We start from the raw sequence: 18,749 nt of genomic DNA on the forward strand, positions 1-18,749 counted from the left end.
GGGGCAGCAGAGCTATGCAGCAACTCAATCCATCCGAAATAAGTGAAATCATCAAGGGGCGCATCGAGAAACTCGACGTCGCCTCCCAAGCCCGTAACGAAGGCACCATCGTCAGCGTTTCTGACGGTATCGTTCGAATCTATGGTCTGGCCGACGTCATGTACGGCGAAATGATCGAGTTCCCGGACGGCGTCTTCGGTATGGCGTTGAACCTGGAGCAGGATTCCGTCGGTGCCGTTGTGCTGGGCGCCTACACCAGCCTGGCTGAAGGCATGAGCGCCAAGTGCACCGGCCGTATCCTCGAAGTACCGGTTGGCCCGGAACTGCTGGGTCGTGTCGTCGATGCGCTGGGTAACCCGATCGATGGCAAAGGTCCGATCAACGCGACCGCGACCGATGCGGTCGAAAAGGTTGCACCAGGCGTGATCTGGCGTAAGTCGGTCGACCAGCCGGTGCAGACCGGCTACAAGTCGGTCGACGCCATGATTCCGGTTGGCCGTGGCCAGCGCGAGCTGATCATCGGTGACCGCCAGATCGGTAAGACCGCCTTGGCCGTCGACGCCATCATCAACCAGAAGAACAGCGGCATTAAGTGCGTGTACGTGGCCATCGGTCAGAAGCAGTCGACCATCGCCAACGTCGTGCGCAAGCTGGAAGAGAACGGCGCGATGCAGAACACCATCGTGGTGGCTGCCTCTGCTTCCGAATCCGCCGCGCTGCAATTCCTGGCCCCCTACGCCGGCTGCACCATGGGCGAGTACTTCCGCGACCGCGGTGAAGACGCGCTGATCGTGTATGACGACCTGTCCAAGCAGGCCGTGGCCTACCGTCAGATCTCCCTGCTGCTGCGCCGTCCGCCGGGACGCGAAGCCTACCCGGGCGACGTGTTCTATCTCCACAGCCGCCTGCTGGAGCGCGCTTCCCGCGTTTCCGAGGAATACGTCGAGAAGTTCACCAACGGCGCGGTAACCGGCAAGACCGGTTCGCTGACCGCTCTGCCGATCATCGAGACCCAGGCTGGCGACGTTTCCGCGTTCGTTCCGACCAACGTGATTTCGATCACCGACGGTCAGATCTTCCTGGAATCGGCCATGTTCAACGCCGGTATCCGTCCGGCGGTCAACGCCGGTATCTCGGTGTCCCGTGTGGGTGGTGCTGCGCAGACCAAGATCATCAAGAAGCTGTCCGGTGGTATCCGTACCGCTCTGGCGCAGTATCGTGAACTGGCGGCATTCGCCCAGTTCGCCTCTGATCTGGACGAAGCCACCCGCAAACAGCTCGAGCACGGTCAGCGTGTCACCGAACTGATGAAGCAGAAGCAGTACGCGCCGATGTCGATCGCCGACATGTCCGTATCGCTCTACGCTGCCGAGCGCGGCTTCCTGACCGACGTGGAAGTGAACAAAGTTGGCGCCTTCGAAGCATCCCTGCTGGGCTACTTCAATCGTGAGCTGGCCGATCTGATGGCCAAGATCAACGTGAAAGGTGACTTCAACGACGAAATCGACGCCGCCATCAAGGCCGGTATCGAGAAGTTCAAGGCCACCCAAACCTGGTAAGCCGCAGCGGGTGTCGCGAGACACCCGCCTGCTAACCCGATAGGTGTCAAATGGCAGGCGCAAAAGAGATTCGCAGCAAGATTGCGAGCATCAAAAGCACGCAGAAGATCACCAGCGCCATGGAAAAGGTGGCGGTCAGCAAGATGCGCAAGGCTCAGCAGCGCATGGCTGCTAGCCGTCCCTATGCGGAGCGTATCCGCCAGGTGATTGGTCATCTGGCCAACGCCAACCCGGAATATCGTCATCCCTTCATGGTCGAGCGCGAAGTCAAGCGTGTCGGCTACGTGGTGGTGAGCAGTGACCGTGGTCTGTGCGGCGGCTTGAACACCAACCTGTTCAAGGCCCTGGTCAAGGACATGGCGAATGATCGCCAGCAAGGCGTGGAGATCGATCTCTGCGTGATTGGCAGCAAGGGCGCGGCGTTCTTCCGCAACTTTGGTGGCAATGTCGTTGCTGCGATCAGCCACCTCGGCGAAGAGCCTTCGATCAATGACCTGATCGGTAGCGTCAAGGTCATGCTCGATGCCTACCTCGAAGGGCGTATCGATCGTCTGTCCGTGGTCTCGAACAAGTTCATCAACACCATGACGCAGAAGCCGACAGTGGAGCAGCTGGTTCCGCTGGTGGCCGATCCGGATCAAGAGCTCAAGCATCATTGGGACTATCTGTACGAGCCCGATGCCAAAGAGCTCCTCGACGGCCTGATGGTTCGCTACGTCGAATCCCAGGTGTACCAAGCGGTGGTCGAGAACAACGCGGCCGAGCAGGCGGCGCGGATGATCGCGATGAAGAATGCGACCGACAACGCCGGCGAGCTGATCAGCGATCTCCAGCTGATCTACAACAAGGCGCGTCAGGCTGCGATCACCCAAGAGATTTCGGAAATCGTCGGCGGCGCTGCCGCGGTTTAAGAACGGTTCAAATATTCTGAGGAACCAAAGATGAGTAGCGGACGTATCGTTCAAATCATCGGCGCCGTTATCGACGTGGAATTCCCGCGTGATCAGGTGCCAGCCGTATATGAGGCGCTGAAGGTAGTCGGCGCCGAAACCACTCTGGAAGTTCAGCAGCAGCTGGGCGACGGTGTGGTGCGTTCCATTGCGATGGGTTCGACCGAAGGCCTCAAGCGTGGCCTGGACGTCACCCGCACCAACAAGGCCATCTCCGTACCGGTCGGTAAAGCGACCCTCGGCCGGATCATGGACGTACTGGGCAACCCCATCGACGAAGCCGGTCCGATCGGCGAAGAAGAGCAGTGGGAAATCCACCGCGCCGCGCCGAGCTACGCCGATCAGGCGGGTGGCAACGAACTGCTCGAAACCGGCATCAAGGTTATCGACCTGGTCTGCCCGTTCGCCAAGGGCGGTAAGGTCGGTCTGTTCGGTGGTGCCGGTGTGGGCAAGACCGTCAACATGATGGAACTGATCCGTAACATCGCCATCGAGCACAGCGGTTATTCCGTGTTCGCCGGTGTGGGTGAGCGTACTCGTGAGGGTAACGACTTCTACCACGAGATGAAGGACTCCAACGTTCTGGACAAGGTAGCCCTGGTCTACGGTCAGATGAACGAGCCGCCGGGCAACCGTCTGCGCGTCGCCCTGACCGGCCTGACCATGGCCGAGAAGTTCCGCGACGAAGGTCGTGACGTACTGTTGTTCGTCGACAACATCTACCGTTACACCCTGGCCGGTACCGAAGTGTCCGCACTGCTGGGCCGTATGCCGTCCGCGGTGGGTTATCAGCCGACGCTGGCCGAAGAGATGGGCGTTCTGCAGGAGCGCATCACCTCCACTAAGAAAGGCTCGATCACCTCGATCCAGGCCGTCTACGTTCCCGCGGACGACCTGACCGACCCGAGCCCGGCGACCACCTTCGCCCACTTGGACGCTACTGTCGTACTGAGCCGTGATATCGCTTCGCTGGGTATCTACCCGGCCGTTGACCCGCTGGACTCCACCAGCCGTCAGCTGGACCCGAACGTGATCGGCAACGAGCACTACGAAACCGCGCGTGGCGTACAGTACGTACTGCAGCGCTACAAGGAGCTGAAGGACATCATCGCCATCCTGGGTATGGACGAGCTGTCGGAAAGCGACAAGCAGCTGGTATCGCGTGCTCGTAAGATCCAGCGTTTCCTGTCCCAGCCGTTCTTCGTGGCCGAAGTCTTCACCGGTTCCCCGGGCAAGTACGTGTCCCTCAAGGACACCATTGCCGGCTTCAGCGGTATTCTCAAGGGCGACTACGATCATCTGCCGGAACAAGCGTTCTACATGGTAGGTAGCATCGAAGAAGCCATCGAGAAAGCGAAGAAACTGTAATCACCCGTGCGTCCGGCGACGGACGCGTCAAGGTTGTGGGCAACCGCCCACAACCTGTCACGTGAGGCAAGCGAATGGCTATGACAGTCCATTGCGATATCGTCAGCGCGGAAGCGGAGATCTTCTCCGGTCTGGTCGAGATGGTGATTGCGCACGGTAACCTGGGAGATCTGGGTATCGCTCCGGGCCACGCGCCGCTGATCACCGATCTGAAGCCGGGTCCGATTCGTCTGATTAAGCAGGGTGGCGAAGCCGAGGTGTTCTACATCTCTGGTGGCTTCCTCGAAGTGCAGCCGAACATGGTCAAGGTTCTCGCCGACACCGTGCAGCGTGCTGCCGACATCGACGAAGCGGCGGCTCAGGAAGCCCTCAAGGCTGCCGAGAAAGCGTTGCACGAGCAAGGCGCGGAATTCGACTACGGTTCAGCTGCCGCTCATCTGGCCGAGGTCGCAGCGCAACTGCGTACCGTCCAGCAGCTTCGCAAGAAGTTCGGCGGCTAACGCCAGCGGCTTCAACCGCGTTGGGAGAAAGGGTAGCCTTGGCTACCCTTTTTCTTTTTCCACTGTTTAGTTTCGCGGTCCTGGCCTTGGCTGACGGACTGCTTCCGGATCAGTTCCGGTTTTCGAAAGGATCTGCCTCATGTCGCTCGATATCGTCATCCTTGCCGCGGGCCAGGGAACGCGTATGCGTTCCGCTTTGCCAAAAGTCCTGCATCCCGTCGCCGGGCAATCCATGCTTGGTCACGTTATTGGCACTGCACGGCAGCTCTCGCCTGATCGAATTCATGTCGTGATCGGTCACGGCGCAGAGGAGGTCCGCCAACGCTTGGCGGCCGATGATCTGAATTTTGTCGTCCAGGCTGAGCAACTCGGGACCGGTCATGCCGTGGCGCAGGCGGTGCCCGCCCTCAGCGCCGAGCGGGTGTTGATCCTCTATGGCGATGTCCCCTTGATGGAAGTCGCTACGCTCGAACGACTGTTGCAAAAGGTCGGCGCGCAGCAGATCGCGTTGCTCACCGTAGACCTGGCCGACCCGACCGGATACGGGCGAATCGTGCGTGACGAGCAGGGCGTGGTGCAGGCGATCGTCGAGCACAAGGACGCCTCGGCGGAGCAGAAGCGGATCACCGAAGGCAACACGGGCATCCTCGCCGTACCGCGGGAGCGTCTGGGCGACTGGCTCGGACGACTCTCCAACAGCAACGCGCAAGGCGAGTACTACCTGACGGACGTGATCGCCATGGCGGTCGCCGATGGCCTGGTGGTCGCCACCGAGCAGCCGCTGGATGCGATGGAAGTGCAGGGCGCCAATGACCGCATTCAGCTTGCCGAACTCGAACGGCACTACCAACAACGTGCAGCTCGCCGGTTGATGGCCCAAGGGGTGACGCTGCGTGACCCGGCGCGCTTCGATCTGCGTGGTGAGGTCGTCGTCGGCCGTGACGTGCTGATCGACATCAATGTGATTCTCGAAGGCAAGGTGGTGATCGAGGACGGTGTCGAAATCGGGCCCAATTGCGTGATTCGGGACAGTACGCTGCGCCGTGGCGCGGTGGTCAAGGCCAACAGTCACCTCGAAGGCGCCGAGCTCGGCGACGGTGCCGATTGCGGCCCCTTTGCCCGCTTGCGTCCCGGCGCGGTGCTGGGCGCCAAGGCGCACGTCGGCAATTTTGTCGAGGTGAAGAACGCGCGCCTGGGCGAGGGGGCGAAAGCCGGGCATCTGGCGTACCTGGGCGATGCGGATATCGGCGCGCGGACCAATATCGGCGCCGGCACCATCACCTGTAATTACGATGGCGCGAACAAATTCCGCACGGTTCTGGGTGAAGACGTGTTCATCGGCTCCAACAGTTCACTGGTCGCGCCCGTGACCCTTGGCGATGGTGCGACCACCGGCGCCGGCTCGGTCATCACGGCTGATGTGCCGGCTGGCACCCTGGCATTGGGTCGCGCTCGTCAGGCCTTGATCGACGGCTGGCAGCGTCCGCAGAAGACGCGCAAGTAAGCAGCCTGGGCGAGCACGACGATACGTGGCAGGCGAGTGGTTCCTCTGATGCTCAAGAGATCGTACATCTGGCCGATCTCTTAGGGCATAACCACACAGGACGTCGTCATGCTCTTGCTCAATCGCCTGTCCATCCAGTGGAAGCTCACGCTGCTGGCTGGTCTCTGCCTTCTGCTGATCGTCGCGTTGCTGGTCGGTGCTTCGCTTTATCAAGCCCGCCAGACCGTAGCCCTCGTCAACGCCTCGAGCAGTGCCATGCTTGAAGAGTCCGCACGCAATAACCTGCAGGCGCGGGGTCTCGCTCAGGCGCTGCGCATAGAGCGCCAGTTCAACGATGCCTATCAGTACGGGCTGGGCCTGACGCGTCAGATCTTGTCGCTGCGCGAGCAGTCCATCGAACGCATGTCGAATGCCTTCGAGCTGCGCGAGGACCTGTCCCACCAGCTGGAGATGGCCTTGCAGGCCAACCCCGAGCTGATCGGGTTGTACGTCGTCTTCGAGCCGGATGCGCTGGATGACAAGGACGGCTTGTTCATCGACAACGCCGAGATGGGCGGTAACGATCGTGGTCGCTTCTCACTGTACTGGTCGCAGCGCACGCCCGGCCAGCTGAAGGCGGAAACCATGAACGAGGACATGCTCGCCGATACGACGCCGGGTATCAGTGGTGCGCCTTACAACGCCTGGTATGCCTGCCCTCGCGATGGCGCCCGGGTCTGCCTGCTGGATCCCTACTTCGATGAGGTGGACGGCCGGAACCTGCTGATGACCAGCGTGGCCTTTCCGCTGATCGAAGGCGGCAAGGTCATTGGCGTCATCGGTGTGGATATCAGCCTGGCGTCGCTGCAGGCGTTCAGTGAGCAGGTGCACCAGGAGCTCTATGAGGGCGAGGGCCATCTGAGCGTGATCAGCCCGGCCAAGCTCCTGGGCGGGCACAGTCGCGACGCCAAGCTGCTTGGCAAGCCGTTGAGCGAGGCCTACGGCGCTGAAAGCGAGGCGATCGGCCAAGCGGTCGATGCGGGTCAGAAGGCGATGCTCCAGCAAGGTGACATGCTTCGGGTGCTGCAGCCGGTGCAAGCGATACCCCAGCTCGCGCCTTGGGCCGTTCTACTGGAAGTGCCGCGGCAGGTGCTGCTCGCGCCGGCGGTGCGTCTCGAGCAGAGTCTGCAGGAGCAAAGCCGCAAGGATGGCGTGTTCGCCCTGGCGATCGGGCTGGTTGCCGTGCTGTTGGGGCTGGCACTGATGTGGCTGACCGCGAGGGGCGTTACCCGGCCGATCGAAGGCGTAGCAGCGATGCTCAAGGATATCGCCAGTGGCGAGGGCGATCTGACACGTCGGCTCGCCTACGATCGTCGGGATGAGTTGGGCGCGCTGGCCGGGTGGTTCAACCGTTTCCTCGACAAGTTGCAACCGACCATCGCCGATGTGAAACGCTCGGTACAGGATGCACGCAGCAGTGCCGACCAGTCGGCGGCGATCGCCAGCCAGACCAGTGCCGGCATGCAGCAACAGTTCCGGGAGGTCGACCAAGTGGCGACCGCCTCGCAGGAAATGAGCGCCACGGCGCAGGACGTGGCCCGCAACGCGGCCCAAGCGGCCGAAGCGGCACGCGACGTTGATCAGGCGACGCATGAAGGATTGGCGGTCATCGACCACACCACGCACAGCATCGGCACCCTGGCCAACGAGCTGAACCACGCGATGAGTCAGGTCGAGAGCCTGGCTGCGAGCAGCGAGCAGATCGGCTCGGTGCTGGAGGTGATTCGCGGCGTGGCCGAGCAGACCAACCTGCTGGCGCTCAACGCGGCGATCGAGGCGGCTCGGGCAGGCGAGGCGGGCCGCGGCTTTGCCGTGGTCGCCGACGAAGTGCGCAATCTGGCTCAGCGGACGCAGGAATCGGTCGAAGAAATCCGCCAGGTCATCGAGCGCTTGCAGAACGGAACACAGGATGTAGTGACCGCCATGCAGGGCAGCCGTAATCAGGCCCAGGGTAGCGTCGACCAGGTCGGGCAAGCCGTCGCGGCGCTGCGCAAGATCGGAGAGGCCGTGACGGTGATTTCCGATATGAACCTGCAGATTGCCAGCGCAGCCGAGCAGCAGAGCGCGGTCGCCGAGGAGATCAACCGCAATGTGGCTGGCATTCGTGATGTCACCGAGTCGTTGTCCGGACAGGCAGAGGAGTCAGCGCAAGTCAGCCAGGCATTGAATCAGTTGGCCAACCATCAACAGACGCTGATGGGGTACTTCCGCGTCTGAAGTGGATCAGGGTTGACTGAGCCGGCGCTTTAGGTTTTGATTCGCGCAGTTTTCTTTCGAATCGAAACTTAAGCATGTCGAAACGCAACACGCCGCAGCGACGCCACGCGATACTCGCCCTGCTGAGCCAGCAGGGGGAGGTGAGCGTCGATGAGCTGTCCAGGCGTTTCGAAACGTCCGAAGTGACCATCCGCAAAGATCTCGCGGCACTGGAAAAGAACGGCCTGTTGCTGCGCCGCTACGGCGGCGCGGTGCCCTTGCCCCAGGAGCTGATCGGCGACACCACCCAGCCCGTCTCGCCCTGCAAGCAAGCCATTGCCCGAGCCGCCGTCGGCTGCATCCGCGAACACGCGCGCATCATTATCGACAGCGGTACCACCACAGCGGCGATGATCCCGCAGCTGGGCTACAAGCATGGCCTGCTGGTCATGACCAACTCACTAAGCGTGGCCAATGCGTTGCGCGAGCTGGAGCACGAGCCCACGTTGCTGATGACCGGCGGAACCTGGGATCCGCATTCCGAGTCCTTCCAGGGGCAGGTAGCCGAACAGGTGCTGCGCTCCTATGATTTCGACCAGCTGTTCATTGGCGCCGATGGCATCGACCTGCAGCGCGGTACCACGACATTCAACGAGCTTTTGGGTCTATCACGGGTGATGGCCGAGGTGGCGCGTGAAGTCATCGTGTTGGCCGAGTCGGACAAGATCGGGCGACGCATTCCCAACCTGGAGTTGCCCTGGAGCGACATCCATACCCTCATAACGGACGAGCACCTCAGCGAGGCGGCCCGTTCAAGTATTCAGGCCCGCGGCATCAAGCTGATTTGCGCGGCCGTCGAAACCCATCAGGAGACCTGACCATGTGTGGCATCGTTGGCGCCGTCGCCGAACGTAACATCACCGCTATTCTGCTCGAAGGCCTCAAGCGCCTTGAGTACCGAGGCTACGACAGTGCCGGTATTGCCGTACTGGATGCCAAGGGCACCCTGCATCGTCTACGCCGTTCCGGCAAGGTAGCCGAGCTGGAGCAGGCACAACAGCAAGAAGAACTGGCGGGTCGCCTGGGCATCGCCCACACCCGCTGGGCCACCCATGGCGCGCCCTGCGAGCGCAACGCGCATCCGCATTTTTCCGGCGCCGAACTGGCAGTGGTGCACAACGGCATCATCGAGAACCACGAGGCGCTGCGTGCGCAACTGAAGGCGCTGGGCTACGACTTCGTTTCTGATACCGACACCGAGGTCATCGTCCACCTGCTGCGCCACAAGCTCGACCAGCTAGGCGATCTGACGGTCGCGCTCAAGGCAGCGGTCAAGGAACTGCACGGTGCCTATGGTCTGGCCGTGGTCAGTGCCCAACAACCCGATCGGCTGCTCGCTGCCCGCAGCGGCAGCCCGCTGGTGATCGGATTGGGCATGGGCGAGAACTTCCTGGCCTCCGACCAGCTGGCCCTGCGCCAGGTGACCGACCGCTTCATGTACCTGGAAGAGGGCGATATCGCCGAGATCCGTCGCGACAGCGTGCAGATCTGGGATGTCGACGGCCAGGCCGTTGAGCGCGAGAGCGTGCAATACCACGAAGGTGCCGAAGCCGCCGACAAGGGCGAATATCGCCACTTCATGCTCAAGGAGATCCATGAGCAGCCCAAGGTGGTGCAGCGCACCCTGGAAGGCCGGCTCGGCGATCAGCAGGTGCTGGTCCAGGCGTTCGGCCCACAGGCGGCTGAGTTATTCGCCAAGGTGCGCAACGTACAGATCGTCGCCTGCGGCACCAGCTACCATGCCGGCATGGTGGCTCGTTATTGGCTGGAAGAGCTCGCCGGCATTCCCTGCCAGGTGGAGGTCGCCAGCGAGTTCCGCTACCGCAAGGTGGTGGTCCAGCCCGACACGCTCTTCGTGACCATCTCCCAGTCCGGGGAGACCGCCGATTCGCTGGCGGCATTACGCAACGCCAAGGCACGCACCGAGCAGGAAGGCCGTTATCTCGCCAGCCTCGCGATCTGCAACGTCGGTATTAGTTCGCTGGTACGCGAGTCCGATCTCACCCTGCTGACCCAGGCCGGTCCCGAGATCGGTGTGGCCTCGACCAAGGCATTCACCACGCAGTTGGTCGGCCTGTTGTTGCTGACCCTGTCGTTGGGCCAGGTGCGCGGTACCCTGGCGCCTGCCCTGGAAGCCGAACTGATCGATGAGCTGCGCCGGCTGCCGACCCGTCTGGGCGAGGCATTGGCAATGGATACCACGGTGGAGAAGATCTCCGAGCACTTCGCCGAGAAGCACCACACGCTGTTCCTGGGACGCGGCGCGCAGTACCCGGTGGCGATGGAGGGGGCGCTCAAGCTTAAGGAAATCTCCTACATTCATGCCGAAGCGTATCCCGCCGGTGAGCTCAAGCACGGCCCGCTGGCGCTGGTCGACGCCGATATGCCGGTGGTCACGGTGGCGCCGAACAACGAGCTGCTGGAAAAGCTCAAGTCCAACCTGCAGGAAGTGCGCGCCCGCGGTGGCGAATTGATCGTCTTCGCTGACCGGGAAGCGGGCATCGAGAACGGCGAGGGCACCTTCATCGTCAGCATGCCGCACATCCACGACGTGCTGGCGCCGATCCTCTATACCCTGCCGTTGCAGCTGTTGTCGTATTACGTAGCCGTACTGCGCGGCACCGATGTCGATCAGCCTCGCAACCTGGCCAAGAGCGTGACGGTGGAATAACAGCGGCGCCGCCGCTGTGGCGTTTCGAGTGCGGCGTTCAGGGCTGGGTATCAGGAACCTGCTGGCGCGAGCGCTCGTGACTCGAGCGCGGCGGCGCGCATGAACTGTTCGAAGGCTGCCTGGACGCCGACCAGCAGTTGAGCACGGTCGATCGACAGGGCGTGCTGTTCGAACTGCTCGAGAAAACGTGGCCACAAAGGGGTTCCCTGGCCATGGGCGAGGTAGCGCAGCGGCCCGTCCGGCCAGCCTTCGAGAACCCGTTGAGACAGGACTCGGCCCCCCAATCGCGAGCCTTCCAGCACATAGGCAACCCCCCAGTACCAGCCTTCGTCCGCGCCCGGATCGTGGCCCAGCGGTGCTGGGGCGGCGAGCTGCAGCCGCTGTAGGTCTTCATGCAGTGCGGCGCTGCGACGGCGGTCGGGCCAGTCCGTCAGCAGACGTTCGATCCCGCCTCGCTCAAGCGCCGCTTCCAGGCCGAACAGCGCCCTGGCATGGGCGCGCAGAAACCGGCCGTAGTCGTGCCGGTCGCTCAGATCAAAGCGAGAGAAAGCGGCATCGACGCGCTCGTGCAGCGCAGCGCTGCGTTCGCGGACCCATGGGCGCAACACGGACATCAGGCCGGACTCGCTTCGTTGAGCGCGCTGAGGACCTTGCTGGCCAGTTGTTCCTCGCGGAAGGGCTTCTGGATGATCGTCGTGCTGCCCATGCCCAGTTCGCCCAGTTCCGCGTAGCCGGTGATGAATACCACCGGCAGCGTCGGATAGCTCGATTGAACGGCACGCGCCAGTTCGCCACCGTTCATGCCTGGCATGGCGAAATCCGCCAGCAGCAGGTCCACGGCAGTGCCGTCTTCCAGCAGTTGCAGCGCCATTCGCCCGCTCTCCGCCTGGATCACCGAGTACCCCAGGTTACTCAGCATCTGCGCGGTCACTTCGCGGACGCTGTGGTCGTCATCGACCAGCAAGACGGTATTGGAGGCGTCGCCGATCGGCGTGCTCTGCTGGCATTCGGGCACCCCGGTCGGCTGCTCCGGCGCCTGCACCCGCGGCAGGTAGACCTTGACGGTGGTCCCTACGCCGACCTCGGTCTCGATTCGCGCGCCGCCGCCGGACTGCTTGGCGAAGCCGAACACCTGTGCCAGCCCGAGGCCAGAGCCCTTGCCCACTTCCTTGGTGGTGAAGAAGGGTTCGAAGGCCTTCTGCAGGACTTCGTCGCTCATCCCCGAGCCGGTATCCCTCACCGACAGCACCACGTATTCGCCGGGGCCGGGTTCTTCGGCACGCAGCGCAGGCGTGTCGATCACCGCGTTTGCCGTACTGAGCGACAGGCAGCCGCCGGACCCCATGGCGTCGCGCGCATTGATGGCCAGGTTGAGAATGATCATTTCGATCTGGGTCGGATCGACCAGGGCGTGCCAGAGCCCGGCGCAGGTGTCAGTCTCGATGGTGACCGAACCGCCGAGCGTGCTGTGCAGCAGGCTGAGCAGGCCGACCAGGGTGTCGTTGAGGTCCACCGCCTTGGGTGCCAGCTGCTGGCGTCGGGCGAAGGCCAGCAGTTGGCTGGTCAGGGTGGCGCCACGCTCGCCGGAATCCTGAATGTACTGCAGCCGAGCCAGCGACTTGCCCAGCGGCGCGCCGCGCTCCAGGTCGTTCTTTAGGAAGCTGGCGCTGGTGAGGATGACGGTCAGCAGGTTGTTGAAGTCGTGCGCGACCCCGGCGGTGAGCTGACCGACGGCCTCGAGGCGCTGCATCTGCTGCAAGGTGGCCTCGATACGCTCACGCTCCTTGATCTGCTCCGTCAGCTCGCGGTTAGCTGCTGCGAGCCGGTCGACGGCGGCGATTTCGCTGGTGATATCGCGCCCCGCGGCGTACATCCGTTCGCCTTCGGGCACGGCAGTCCAGGAGAGCCAGCGATAGCTGCCGTCGCGGTGCTGCATGCGGTTGACGAAGCGGTCGGTGACGTTACCCCGGCGAAGCCGCTCGGTTTCGGCCTGCGTCGAACTGATGTCGTCCGGGTGCACCAGCCCCCAGAGCGGTTGATCCATGAGGGTTTCGCGTGGCCAGCCGAGCGTGCTCTCCCAGACCGGATTGAGGGCGATCACGCGGGTCTCGAAGGACATCACCACGAGCAGGTCGCGCGACAGTTCCCAGGTACGATCGCGCTCGCGGGTGCGCGCCTCGACGCGTTCGCCGAGTGCTTCGTTCATGCGCTTGAGCGCTTCGGTCGCCAGCTTTTGTTCGGTGACGTCCATCACCACGCCGATGAAGCGTATGCGCTTGCCGTTCTCGAAGAAGCCCTGGCCGCGCGTTTCCACCCAGCGCACCTGGCCATCGTCGAGCAGGATGCGATAGTCGACCGTGAATTCCTTGTCGTTGCCCTCGGCCAGGGTGTCCCAGATCTCCTCGCGCAAGCGCTGACGGTCATCGGGATGACAGAGGGATTCGAACAGGCCGATGTCGACCGCAGCATCGGCAGCCAGGCCGAACATGGCGCGGCAGCTATGGTCGAGAATCAAGGTGCCGCTTTGCGGCTCGAAGTCCCACATGCCCAGGCCTGCGGCGTCGATGGCCAGACGGGCACGGACTTCGACTTCCCGCAACGCCTCTTCGGCGCGCAGGCGCCTGCGGCGTTCCCGCACCTCGCCCAACGCGCGCTCCACGGCCTTGGGTAGAAACGCCAGGTTCTGTTTGAGCACGTAGTCGATGGCGCCGGAACGCATCATGTTGACGGCGTGCTCTTCGCCGAAGACGCCAGAGAGGAAGATAAATGGCGTATCGGGAGCTCGCTGCCTGGCTTCTTGCAGCGCCTGGCTGCCCGAATAACCGGGCAGGACGTAGTCCGACAGAATCAGATCGAAGCAGCGCCTGTGCAGCGCCTCGACCACGCCGGCGTGATCGAAGACGATCTCGGTATCGACGTCGTAGCCGTTTCGCTCGAGCGTCAGCAATGCCAGTTCGGCGTCATGTGGACTGTCTTCGACGAACAGGATGTTGATAGGTGTTCTCGACGGCATAACCATCCTGTCGCGGGTTTCGCACTGCTTGAAAGAAGGCGGTGGGTCAGCGGCAGCCGTGGCGTGCTCAGCTGGGCTTGTCATCACCATTGCCACGGTCTCGACGCGAGCGCTGCAGCCGCAACGAGCCTGGGGGAGGCTCGTTGAGCACCGCCCAGAAAATGCCCAGGTCGGAAATGGCCGCAACGAAATCTCGGAATTCGACCGGCTTGACCACGTAAGCGTTCACCCCGAGTTCATAAGCTCTTACCAGATCGGGCTCTTCGCGCGAGGACGTCAGCATCACCACCGGAATGCTGCGCAGCTCAGGCGTCTCGCGAACGGTCTTGAGCACGTCCAATCCGTCGAGCTTCGGCAGCTTCAGATCGAGCAGCAACACGGCCGGATTGCCATCGGCGCGGCTGGCATGGTCGCCGCGACGCAGCAGGTAATCGAGTGCCTCGGCACCGTCGCGCAAGACGATTACCTCGTTGGCCAGCTGGCTGCGCTCGAGCGCGACCAGCGTCAGCTCGAGGTCGTGAGGGTTGTCCTCGACCAATACAATCGGTTTGAGCATCTAGAGTCCTGTACTAAATGGGGGAGGCATAGCTCAGCCTGGGAAGCGAAAAGAAGAAGGTCGCACCCTGGTCCAACTCGCCGGTGGCCCAAACCTGGCCATCGTGGCGCTCGACGATCCGGCGCACGCTGGCCAGCCCGATGCCGGTACCTTCGAATTCTTCCATGCGATGCAGGCGCTGAAAGACACCGAACAGCTTGCTGGCGTATTGCATGTTGAAGCCCACGCCGTTGTCACGGACGTAGACGATGGTCGCTTCGGCGCGCGCCTCGGCACCGATCTCGATCACGGCGTGTTCGCGCTTGCGGCTGTACTTGATGGCGTTGGAGATCAAATTGCGCAGCGCCATGTGAATGAAGGCTGCGTCGGCTACCACGATCGGCATGGGGTTGAGCCGCCATTCTATCTGCCGTCCCTCGCAGTCCGGCGCCATTTCCTGACGAATGGATTCGACCAGCGCCTGCAGGTTGACGTCCGACAGCCGCAGCGCCGCGCGGCCCATTTGCGAAAAGCTCAGCAGGTTGTCGACCAGCGTGCCGGCGAAACGGGCCGCGTCGCTGATGTTGTCGAGGAAGCGTAACCCACGGTCGCTGAGCTTGCTGCTTTCGAGTTCACCCAACAGCTCGGCGTAGCCGGCAATGTGCCGCAGCGGTGCGCGCAGATCGTGCGAGACGCTATAGGAAAAGGACTCCAGCTCCTTGTTGCTTTCCCGCAGTTCGCCGGCCAACTGGGCCATTTCCTCGGCCTTGCGCAGGACGATGCCGAGCACGGCGGTACGCAGCTCCAGCGCGCCCTCGAGCTCTACCGGCTGCCAGGGCTGAGCATAGCCGCGGACCGTCTCGCGCCAGCTTTCGAAACTGTCGCGCGGCGACAGGCCGCCGTGGCTATCGCGCTGTTTGTCCAGCTGCCCGGCCCAGGTGACGGTCTGGATCTGCTCGCGGCGAAACCACAGCAGGTAATGCGGATGCAGCCGCGAAATGGATATCGCCAGCACGCCCGCGCAATGCGAGGCCAAATCCGCCAACGCGGGGATGTCACGCGCCACGCTATCGGTGCTGAACACCAGCCGCTCGTGTTGCTGCGACAACCACTGGGTCAGCGCGGTCAGCAGCTCGGGCGGCGGCGTATGGCCCACGGTTTCCTGGCACTCGTCGGAAATGATCGCGGCGCCGTCGGCGTTGGCGAAGCCGAGCACCACCGAAGGCAGGTGCCTGAAGCCTTCGATGACGCTGTCCTGATCAGCCATGGCCGACAACAGCTCAACGGTCTGGCGGCGCAACTCCAGCTTGCGCTGAGCCAGCATGGCCGCTTCCTTCGCTTCGATCTGCAGGGACAGGATGCGTCCCAGCAGCTCGCAAGCCGTGCGCGTCTGGTAGCCAACGCGTCGCGGATAAGCGTCGTGGCAGGAAATCATGCCCCAGAGCTGGCCACGAATGACGATCGAAATCGACATGGAGGCGAGGGTGCCCATGTTGCGCATGTATTGCAGGTGCACCGGCGACACGCTGCGCAGGGCGGCGAAGCTCAGGTCCAGCGGCTTGCCGGTGTCCGGGTTGATGGCCGGAACCAGCGGCGATGGTTGGTAATTGGCGTCCTGAATCACGCGGATCAGGTTGTTGCGGTAGAGCTGGCGCGCTTGGGGCGGGATGTCCGAGGCGGGGAAGCACAGGCCGAGGTAGTGCGGATAGCCCTCATCGGCGTCCTCGGCCAGTACCAGGCCGTTGCCTTCGGCATCGAAGCGGTAGGCCTTGACCCGTCCGAAGCCGGTGATGCGCTTGACCTCGCGCACGGCCAGTTGGCAGATGAGGTCGAGCTCTTGCGCATCCTGCAGCTGGACCACGAACGTCCGCATCAGAGGGTAAAGCGTGTCGTAAGCCTTGCCCGAGCTGCCTGCGGTCTCGAACTCGACGATCAGTTGATCGGCATAACGGTGGGCCATCAAGGCGAACGAGGGGCACTCGTCACGGCCGGGCAGATTGAAACGAATGTCGCTCAGATGCAGCGGATTGTGGTCGCCGGGGGCCAGCGTCGCCAGGCGCTCGACGAAGTCGCAGTCACCGATCAGCTCGGTGATCGGTCGGCCCAGCAGCGCCTCGGCGTCGACACCCAGCCACTGCGCGACGTTGGCGCTGGCTTGGATGACGGTCAGCTCAGGCTCGCGCAGAGCCAGCAAGAAGCCATGCGGCTGGATGCTGCCTGGGATATGGATGGGTTCTTCACCGCACTGCGTGAAGGCGGACCTGTCGTTTTCTACGGTGGATGCCACGATGTCTCCTAATCGAGCCCGGGCGAGCTGGGGGCGGCGGGCAGGCATCCATGCGGTTGTCGCCAGGGTGCCAGCCATACGGCGGTTGTGTGATGCCGGCACACCGGTTTTTCGAGCGGCAGTCACTTTAGCGCGACTGGGACTGGCTAGCCAATGCGAGGGCTTGTATAAACGGCGCATTCCGGAGACTGCTGAAGGGGGACCGTCATGGAGGAAGTGATCGAGCAACTGCGTGAACTCAACGAGCCGGTGCCGGTTCCGCTGGAACTGCCAGACGATGACCGTCTGGTCGAGGTCGAAGAGGAGCTGCTGATCAATCTGCCGTTCGGCCTGCGTGAGTTCCTGCTCACGGTCAGCGACGTCGTTTACGGCCGGTTGGAACCGGTCACCGCTGTGGACCCGCAATCGCACACCTACTTGCCGGAAGTCGCCGCAAACGCCTGGGACGCCGGCGTCGCCCGCGACCTGTTGCCGATCTGCCAGGACGGAGCGGATTACTACGTGGTCGATCTGGAAGGCGAGGTCATGCTCTTCGATGGCGACGAGCACGAGCTGACCGACCAGAGCTGGGAGTCGGTATGGCATTGGGTACGCGACGTCTGGCTGGAAAGTTGAGCGGCCCTGCCAACGCCGTCAGCGGCCGCCTGCCGCTGTACCGGCCAGCCACCCGCGGGGAGGCGCATCGCGCATGCTGACACTGGGCAACCTGTTCATCTTTCTCCTGCTGATGACGGCAGTCGCCTGGCTCTGGAACGGCCACGGCATCCGCGAGCGAGCGCTGGCCGCGGTACGGCGTCATTGTCAGAAGATGGACGTGGAGCTGCTCGACGGCAATGTCGCGTTTCGCCGGCTGGGACTGCGCCGCGATGCCCGCGGCCAGCGCCGCCTCGCTCGCGTGTATGGGTTCGAATTCACGGTCACTGGCGAGCAGCGCCACCAGGGCAGTATCGTCATGTTCGGCGCGCGACCGGGCCCGATCGAGATGGACGCGCATCCGTTCCAAGCGCCGGTGGAATCCGGGCGGGTCATCCAGCTGGACGACTGGCGGCGCCGCGACTCCTGACGCGGCACGCCGCCATCGCCCTTTGCAACCCTGACGCCTCCTGCGGTTCATCGAAGATCAGCTCGAGCCTCGAGTCCTTTCGCCATTCGCTGGGTTTGAATCGCAGCGCTTCGCCGGCCAAGGCGTTGGCCGAACACCAGCCGTCCGCTCCGTGCAGCACCAGTTTCGCTCGGCGCCAGTCCAGGCTCGCCAGCCATTGTTCCACCTGGATCAGGTCGAAACGCTGGCTGGGATGCCAGCGCCAACCAATGCTCCAACCTTGCGCACTGCCTTGGCTCTGGCAGATGGGCTGCTGCGGGTCGAGCCACACCGCGCCGGAAAAGCCTGGGGCGGCCGGTTGGGTCGCGACAGGGGCTGCGTCCTGGCCGGGTTGCTGCTCGATGCCAGGCAGTTTGCCGATCGGCAGGGCGCCCTGCTGCGTCCAGTGCAGCGGCAACGGCGGCAGCTGGGCGATGATGCGCTGGCGCGCGGTTTCGCTCAGGTCCTCGCTTTTGTTCATCAGCAGCAGACCGCTGTGGGGCAGCACCTGCTGCTGGCTCGGCGGCAGCGGCGCGCCGCGGGCGAGGGCAGCCGCGTCGAGCACCGTGACACAGGGCTGCAACGCGAGCACGCCTTGCCAGGGTGGCGCGGCGAGCTGCGCCAGCAGCTCGGCTGGGTGGCCCAGGCCCGAGGGTTCGATCAGCAGCCGGTGAGGTCTGGCCTTGCGCAACAGACGGCCCAAGCCGACCTGAAACGGCGCGCCATTGACGCAGCACAAGCAGCCGCCCGCGACCTCGGCCAGGCTGATGCCTGCCGCATCGGTGCTCAGCAAGGCGGCGTCGAGGCCGATCTGGCCGAATTCGTTGATCAGTACGGCCCAGCGTTCATGCATCGGCTTCTGCGCCAGCAACGAGCGGATCAGGCTGGTCTTGCCCGCGCCAAGCGGGCCGCCGATCACATGGGTCGGGATCTGGCTCAGCATGGGGCCACGCTGCGCGCTCGGTTGGTTGGCAGCGCTTTCGAGG

15 protein-coding genes are annotated in these 18,749 nt (G+C 63.4%); 10 read left to right on the top strand and 5 right to left on the bottom strand.

The window, feature by feature from the left end; all coding sequences use genetic code 11:
• Nucleotides 1-14: 14 nt before the first annotated feature.
• The 8 genes from atpA (at nucleotide 15) to glmS (ending at nucleotide 10,847) form a co-directional block, all read left to right on the top strand.
• Nucleotides 15-1,559, top strand: a complete 1,545-nt coding sequence (gene atpA / locus KVO92_RS11010; RefSeq protein ID WP_217475694.1) for a F0F1 ATP synthase subunit alpha — start codon at nucleotides 15-17, stop codon at nucleotides 1,557-1,559.
• A gap of 50 nt (nucleotides 1,560-1,609) precedes the next feature.
• On the top strand, nucleotides 1,610-2,470 hold the full coding sequence (atpG, locus tag KVO92_RS11015; protein WP_217475695.1) for a F0F1 ATP synthase subunit gamma: 861 nt from the start codon (nucleotides 1,610-1,612) through the stop codon (nucleotides 2,468-2,470).
• A gap of 30 nt (nucleotides 2,471-2,500) precedes the next feature.
• On the top strand, nucleotides 2,501-3,877 hold the full coding sequence (gene atpD / locus KVO92_RS11020; protein ID WP_217475696.1) for a F0F1 ATP synthase subunit beta: 1,377 nt from the start codon (nucleotides 2,501-2,503) through the stop codon (nucleotides 3,875-3,877).
• Nucleotides 3,878-3,951: 74 nt separating this feature from the next.
• Nucleotides 3,952-4,377: a F0F1 ATP synthase subunit epsilon gene (locus KVO92_RS11025; RefSeq protein ID WP_068828730.1), complete on the top strand. Its 426-nt coding sequence runs from the start codon at nucleotides 3,952-3,954 to the stop codon at nucleotides 4,375-4,377.
• A 139-nt stretch (nucleotides 4,378-4,516) separates the two neighbouring features.
• The gene (gene glmU / locus KVO92_RS11030; RefSeq protein ID WP_217475697.1) at nucleotides 4,517-5,881 is read left to right on the top strand and encodes a bifunctional UDP-N-acetylglucosamine diphosphorylase/glucosamine-1-phosphate N-acetyltransferase GlmU; all 1,365 of its coding nucleotides are present in this window, start codon (nucleotides 4,517-4,519) and stop codon (nucleotides 5,879-5,881) included.
• A 108-nt stretch (nucleotides 5,882-5,989) separates the two neighbouring features.
• Entirely contained in the window at nucleotides 5,990-8,137 is a 2,148-nt protein-coding gene (locus tag KVO92_RS11035; protein ID WP_217475698.1) for a methyl-accepting chemotaxis protein, read from the top strand.
• 74 nt (nucleotides 8,138-8,211) lie between these two features.
• Entirely contained in the window at nucleotides 8,212-8,994 is a 783-nt protein-coding gene (locus KVO92_RS11040; RefSeq protein WP_217475699.1) for a DeoR/GlpR family DNA-binding transcription regulator, read from the top strand.
• Nucleotides 8,995-8,996: 2 nt separating this feature from the next.
• The gene (glmS, locus tag KVO92_RS11045; RefSeq protein ID WP_217475700.1) at nucleotides 8,997-10,847 is read left to right on the top strand and encodes a glutamine--fructose-6-phosphate transaminase (isomerizing); all 1,851 of its coding nucleotides are present in this window, start codon (nucleotides 8,997-8,999) and stop codon (nucleotides 10,845-10,847) included.
• A 50-nt stretch (nucleotides 10,848-10,897) separates the two neighbouring features.
• On the opposite strand, the gene KVO92_RS11050 is transcribed toward glmS, so the two are convergent.
• The 4 genes from KVO92_RS11050 to KVO92_RS11065 form a co-directional block, all read right to left on the bottom strand.
• Complete coding sequence (locus tag KVO92_RS11050; RefSeq protein ID WP_217475701.1) at nucleotides 10,898-11,461, bottom strand: biliverdin-producing heme oxygenase; 564 nt, start codon at nucleotides 11,459-11,461, stop codon at nucleotides 10,898-10,900.
• Entirely contained in the window at nucleotides 11,461-13,860 is a 2,400-nt protein-coding gene (locus KVO92_RS11055; RefSeq protein WP_217475702.1) for a response regulator, read from the bottom strand. The genes KVO92_RS11050 and KVO92_RS11055 overlap by 1 nt, the downstream gene beginning before the upstream one ends.
• Nucleotides 13,861-13,927: 67 nt before the next feature.
• Nucleotides 13,928-14,416 carry a response regulator gene (locus tag KVO92_RS11060; protein WP_217475703.1) on the bottom strand — a complete coding sequence of 163 codons (489 nt, stop codon included), beginning with the start codon at nucleotides 14,414-14,416 and terminating at the stop codon, nucleotides 13,928-13,930.
• Between the two features lie 13 nt (nucleotides 14,417-14,429).
• Nucleotides 14,430-16,685 carry an ATP-binding protein gene (locus KVO92_RS11065; protein WP_423836242.1) on the bottom strand — a complete coding sequence of 752 codons (2,256 nt, stop codon included), beginning with the start codon at nucleotides 16,683-16,685 and terminating at the stop codon, nucleotides 14,430-14,432.
• Nucleotides 16,686-16,889: 204 nt separating this feature from the next.
• Here KVO92_RS11065 and KVO92_RS11070 point away from each other — a divergent pair, with 204 nt between their 5' ends.
• Nucleotides 16,890-17,297: an SMI1/KNR4 family protein gene (locus KVO92_RS11070; RefSeq protein WP_217475705.1), complete on the top strand. Its 408-nt coding sequence runs from the start codon at nucleotides 16,890-16,892 to the stop codon at nucleotides 17,295-17,297.
• Between the two features lie 73 nt (nucleotides 17,298-17,370).
• Complete coding sequence (locus KVO92_RS11075; protein ID WP_217475706.1) at nucleotides 17,371-17,745, top strand: DUF3301 domain-containing protein; 375 nt, start codon at nucleotides 17,371-17,373, stop codon at nucleotides 17,743-17,745.
• On the opposite strand, the gene KVO92_RS11080 is transcribed toward KVO92_RS11075, so the two are convergent.
• Nucleotides 17,708-18,706 (bottom strand): CobW family GTP-binding protein, encoded by a 999-nt coding sequence (locus KVO92_RS11080; protein WP_217475707.1) that lies wholly within the window; start codon nucleotides 18,704-18,706, stop codon nucleotides 17,708-17,710. The two genes, KVO92_RS11075 and KVO92_RS11080, sit on opposite strands and share 38 nt — an antisense overlap.
• Nucleotides 18,707-18,749 lie beyond the last annotated feature (43 nt).

This window comes from Stutzerimonas stutzeri (assembly GCF_019090095.1).
Lineage (GTDB): Bacteria > Pseudomonadota > Gammaproteobacteria > Pseudomonadales > Pseudomonadaceae > Stutzerimonas > Stutzerimonas stutzeri_AN.

Bases quoted from the DNA above. Each gene is read 5' to 3' on its own strand.
- atpA (WP_217475694.1), top strand. From the start codon at position 15: ATGCAGCAACTCAATCCATCCGAAATAAGTGAAATCATCAAGGGGCGC.
- atpG (WP_217475695.1), top strand. From the start codon at position 1,610: ATGGCAGGCGCAAAAGAGATTCGCAGCAAGATTGCGAGCATCAAAAGC.
- atpD (WP_217475696.1), top strand. From the start codon at position 2,501: ATGAGTAGCGGACGTATCGTTCAAATCATCGGCGCCGTTATCGACGTG.
- KVO92_RS11025 (WP_068828730.1), top strand. From the start codon at position 3,952: ATGGCTATGACAGTCCATTGCGATATCGTCAGCGCGGAAGCGGAGATC.
- glmU (WP_217475697.1), top strand. From the start codon at position 4,517: ATGTCGCTCGATATCGTCATCCTTGCCGCGGGCCAGGGAACGCGTATG.
- KVO92_RS11035 (WP_217475698.1), top strand. From the start codon at position 5,990: ATGCTCTTGCTCAATCGCCTGTCCATCCAGTGGAAGCTCACGCTGCTG.
- KVO92_RS11040 (WP_217475699.1), top strand. From the start codon at position 8,212: ATGTCGAAACGCAACACGCCGCAGCGACGCCACGCGATACTCGCCCTG.
- glmS (WP_217475700.1), top strand. From the start codon at position 8,997: ATGTGTGGCATCGTTGGCGCCGTCGCCGAACGTAACATCACCGCTATT.
- KVO92_RS11050 (WP_217475701.1), bottom strand. From the start codon at position 11,461: ATGTCCGTGTTGCGCCCATGGGTCCGCGAACGCAGCGCTGCGCTGCAC.
- KVO92_RS11055 (WP_217475702.1), bottom strand. From the start codon at position 13,860: ATGCCGTCGAGAACACCTATCAACATCCTGTTCGTCGAAGACAGTCCA.
- KVO92_RS11060 (WP_217475703.1), bottom strand. From the start codon at position 14,416: ATGCTCAAACCGATTGTATTGGTCGAGGACAACCCTCACGACCTCGAG.
- KVO92_RS11070 (WP_217475705.1), top strand. From the start codon at position 16,890: ATGGAGGAAGTGATCGAGCAACTGCGTGAACTCAACGAGCCGGTGCCG.
- KVO92_RS11075 (WP_217475706.1), top strand. From the start codon at position 17,371: ATGCTGACACTGGGCAACCTGTTCATCTTTCTCCTGCTGATGACGGCA.
- KVO92_RS11080 (WP_217475707.1), bottom strand. From the start codon at position 18,706: ATGCTGAGCCAGATCCCGACCCATGTGATCGGCGGCCCGCTTGGCGCG.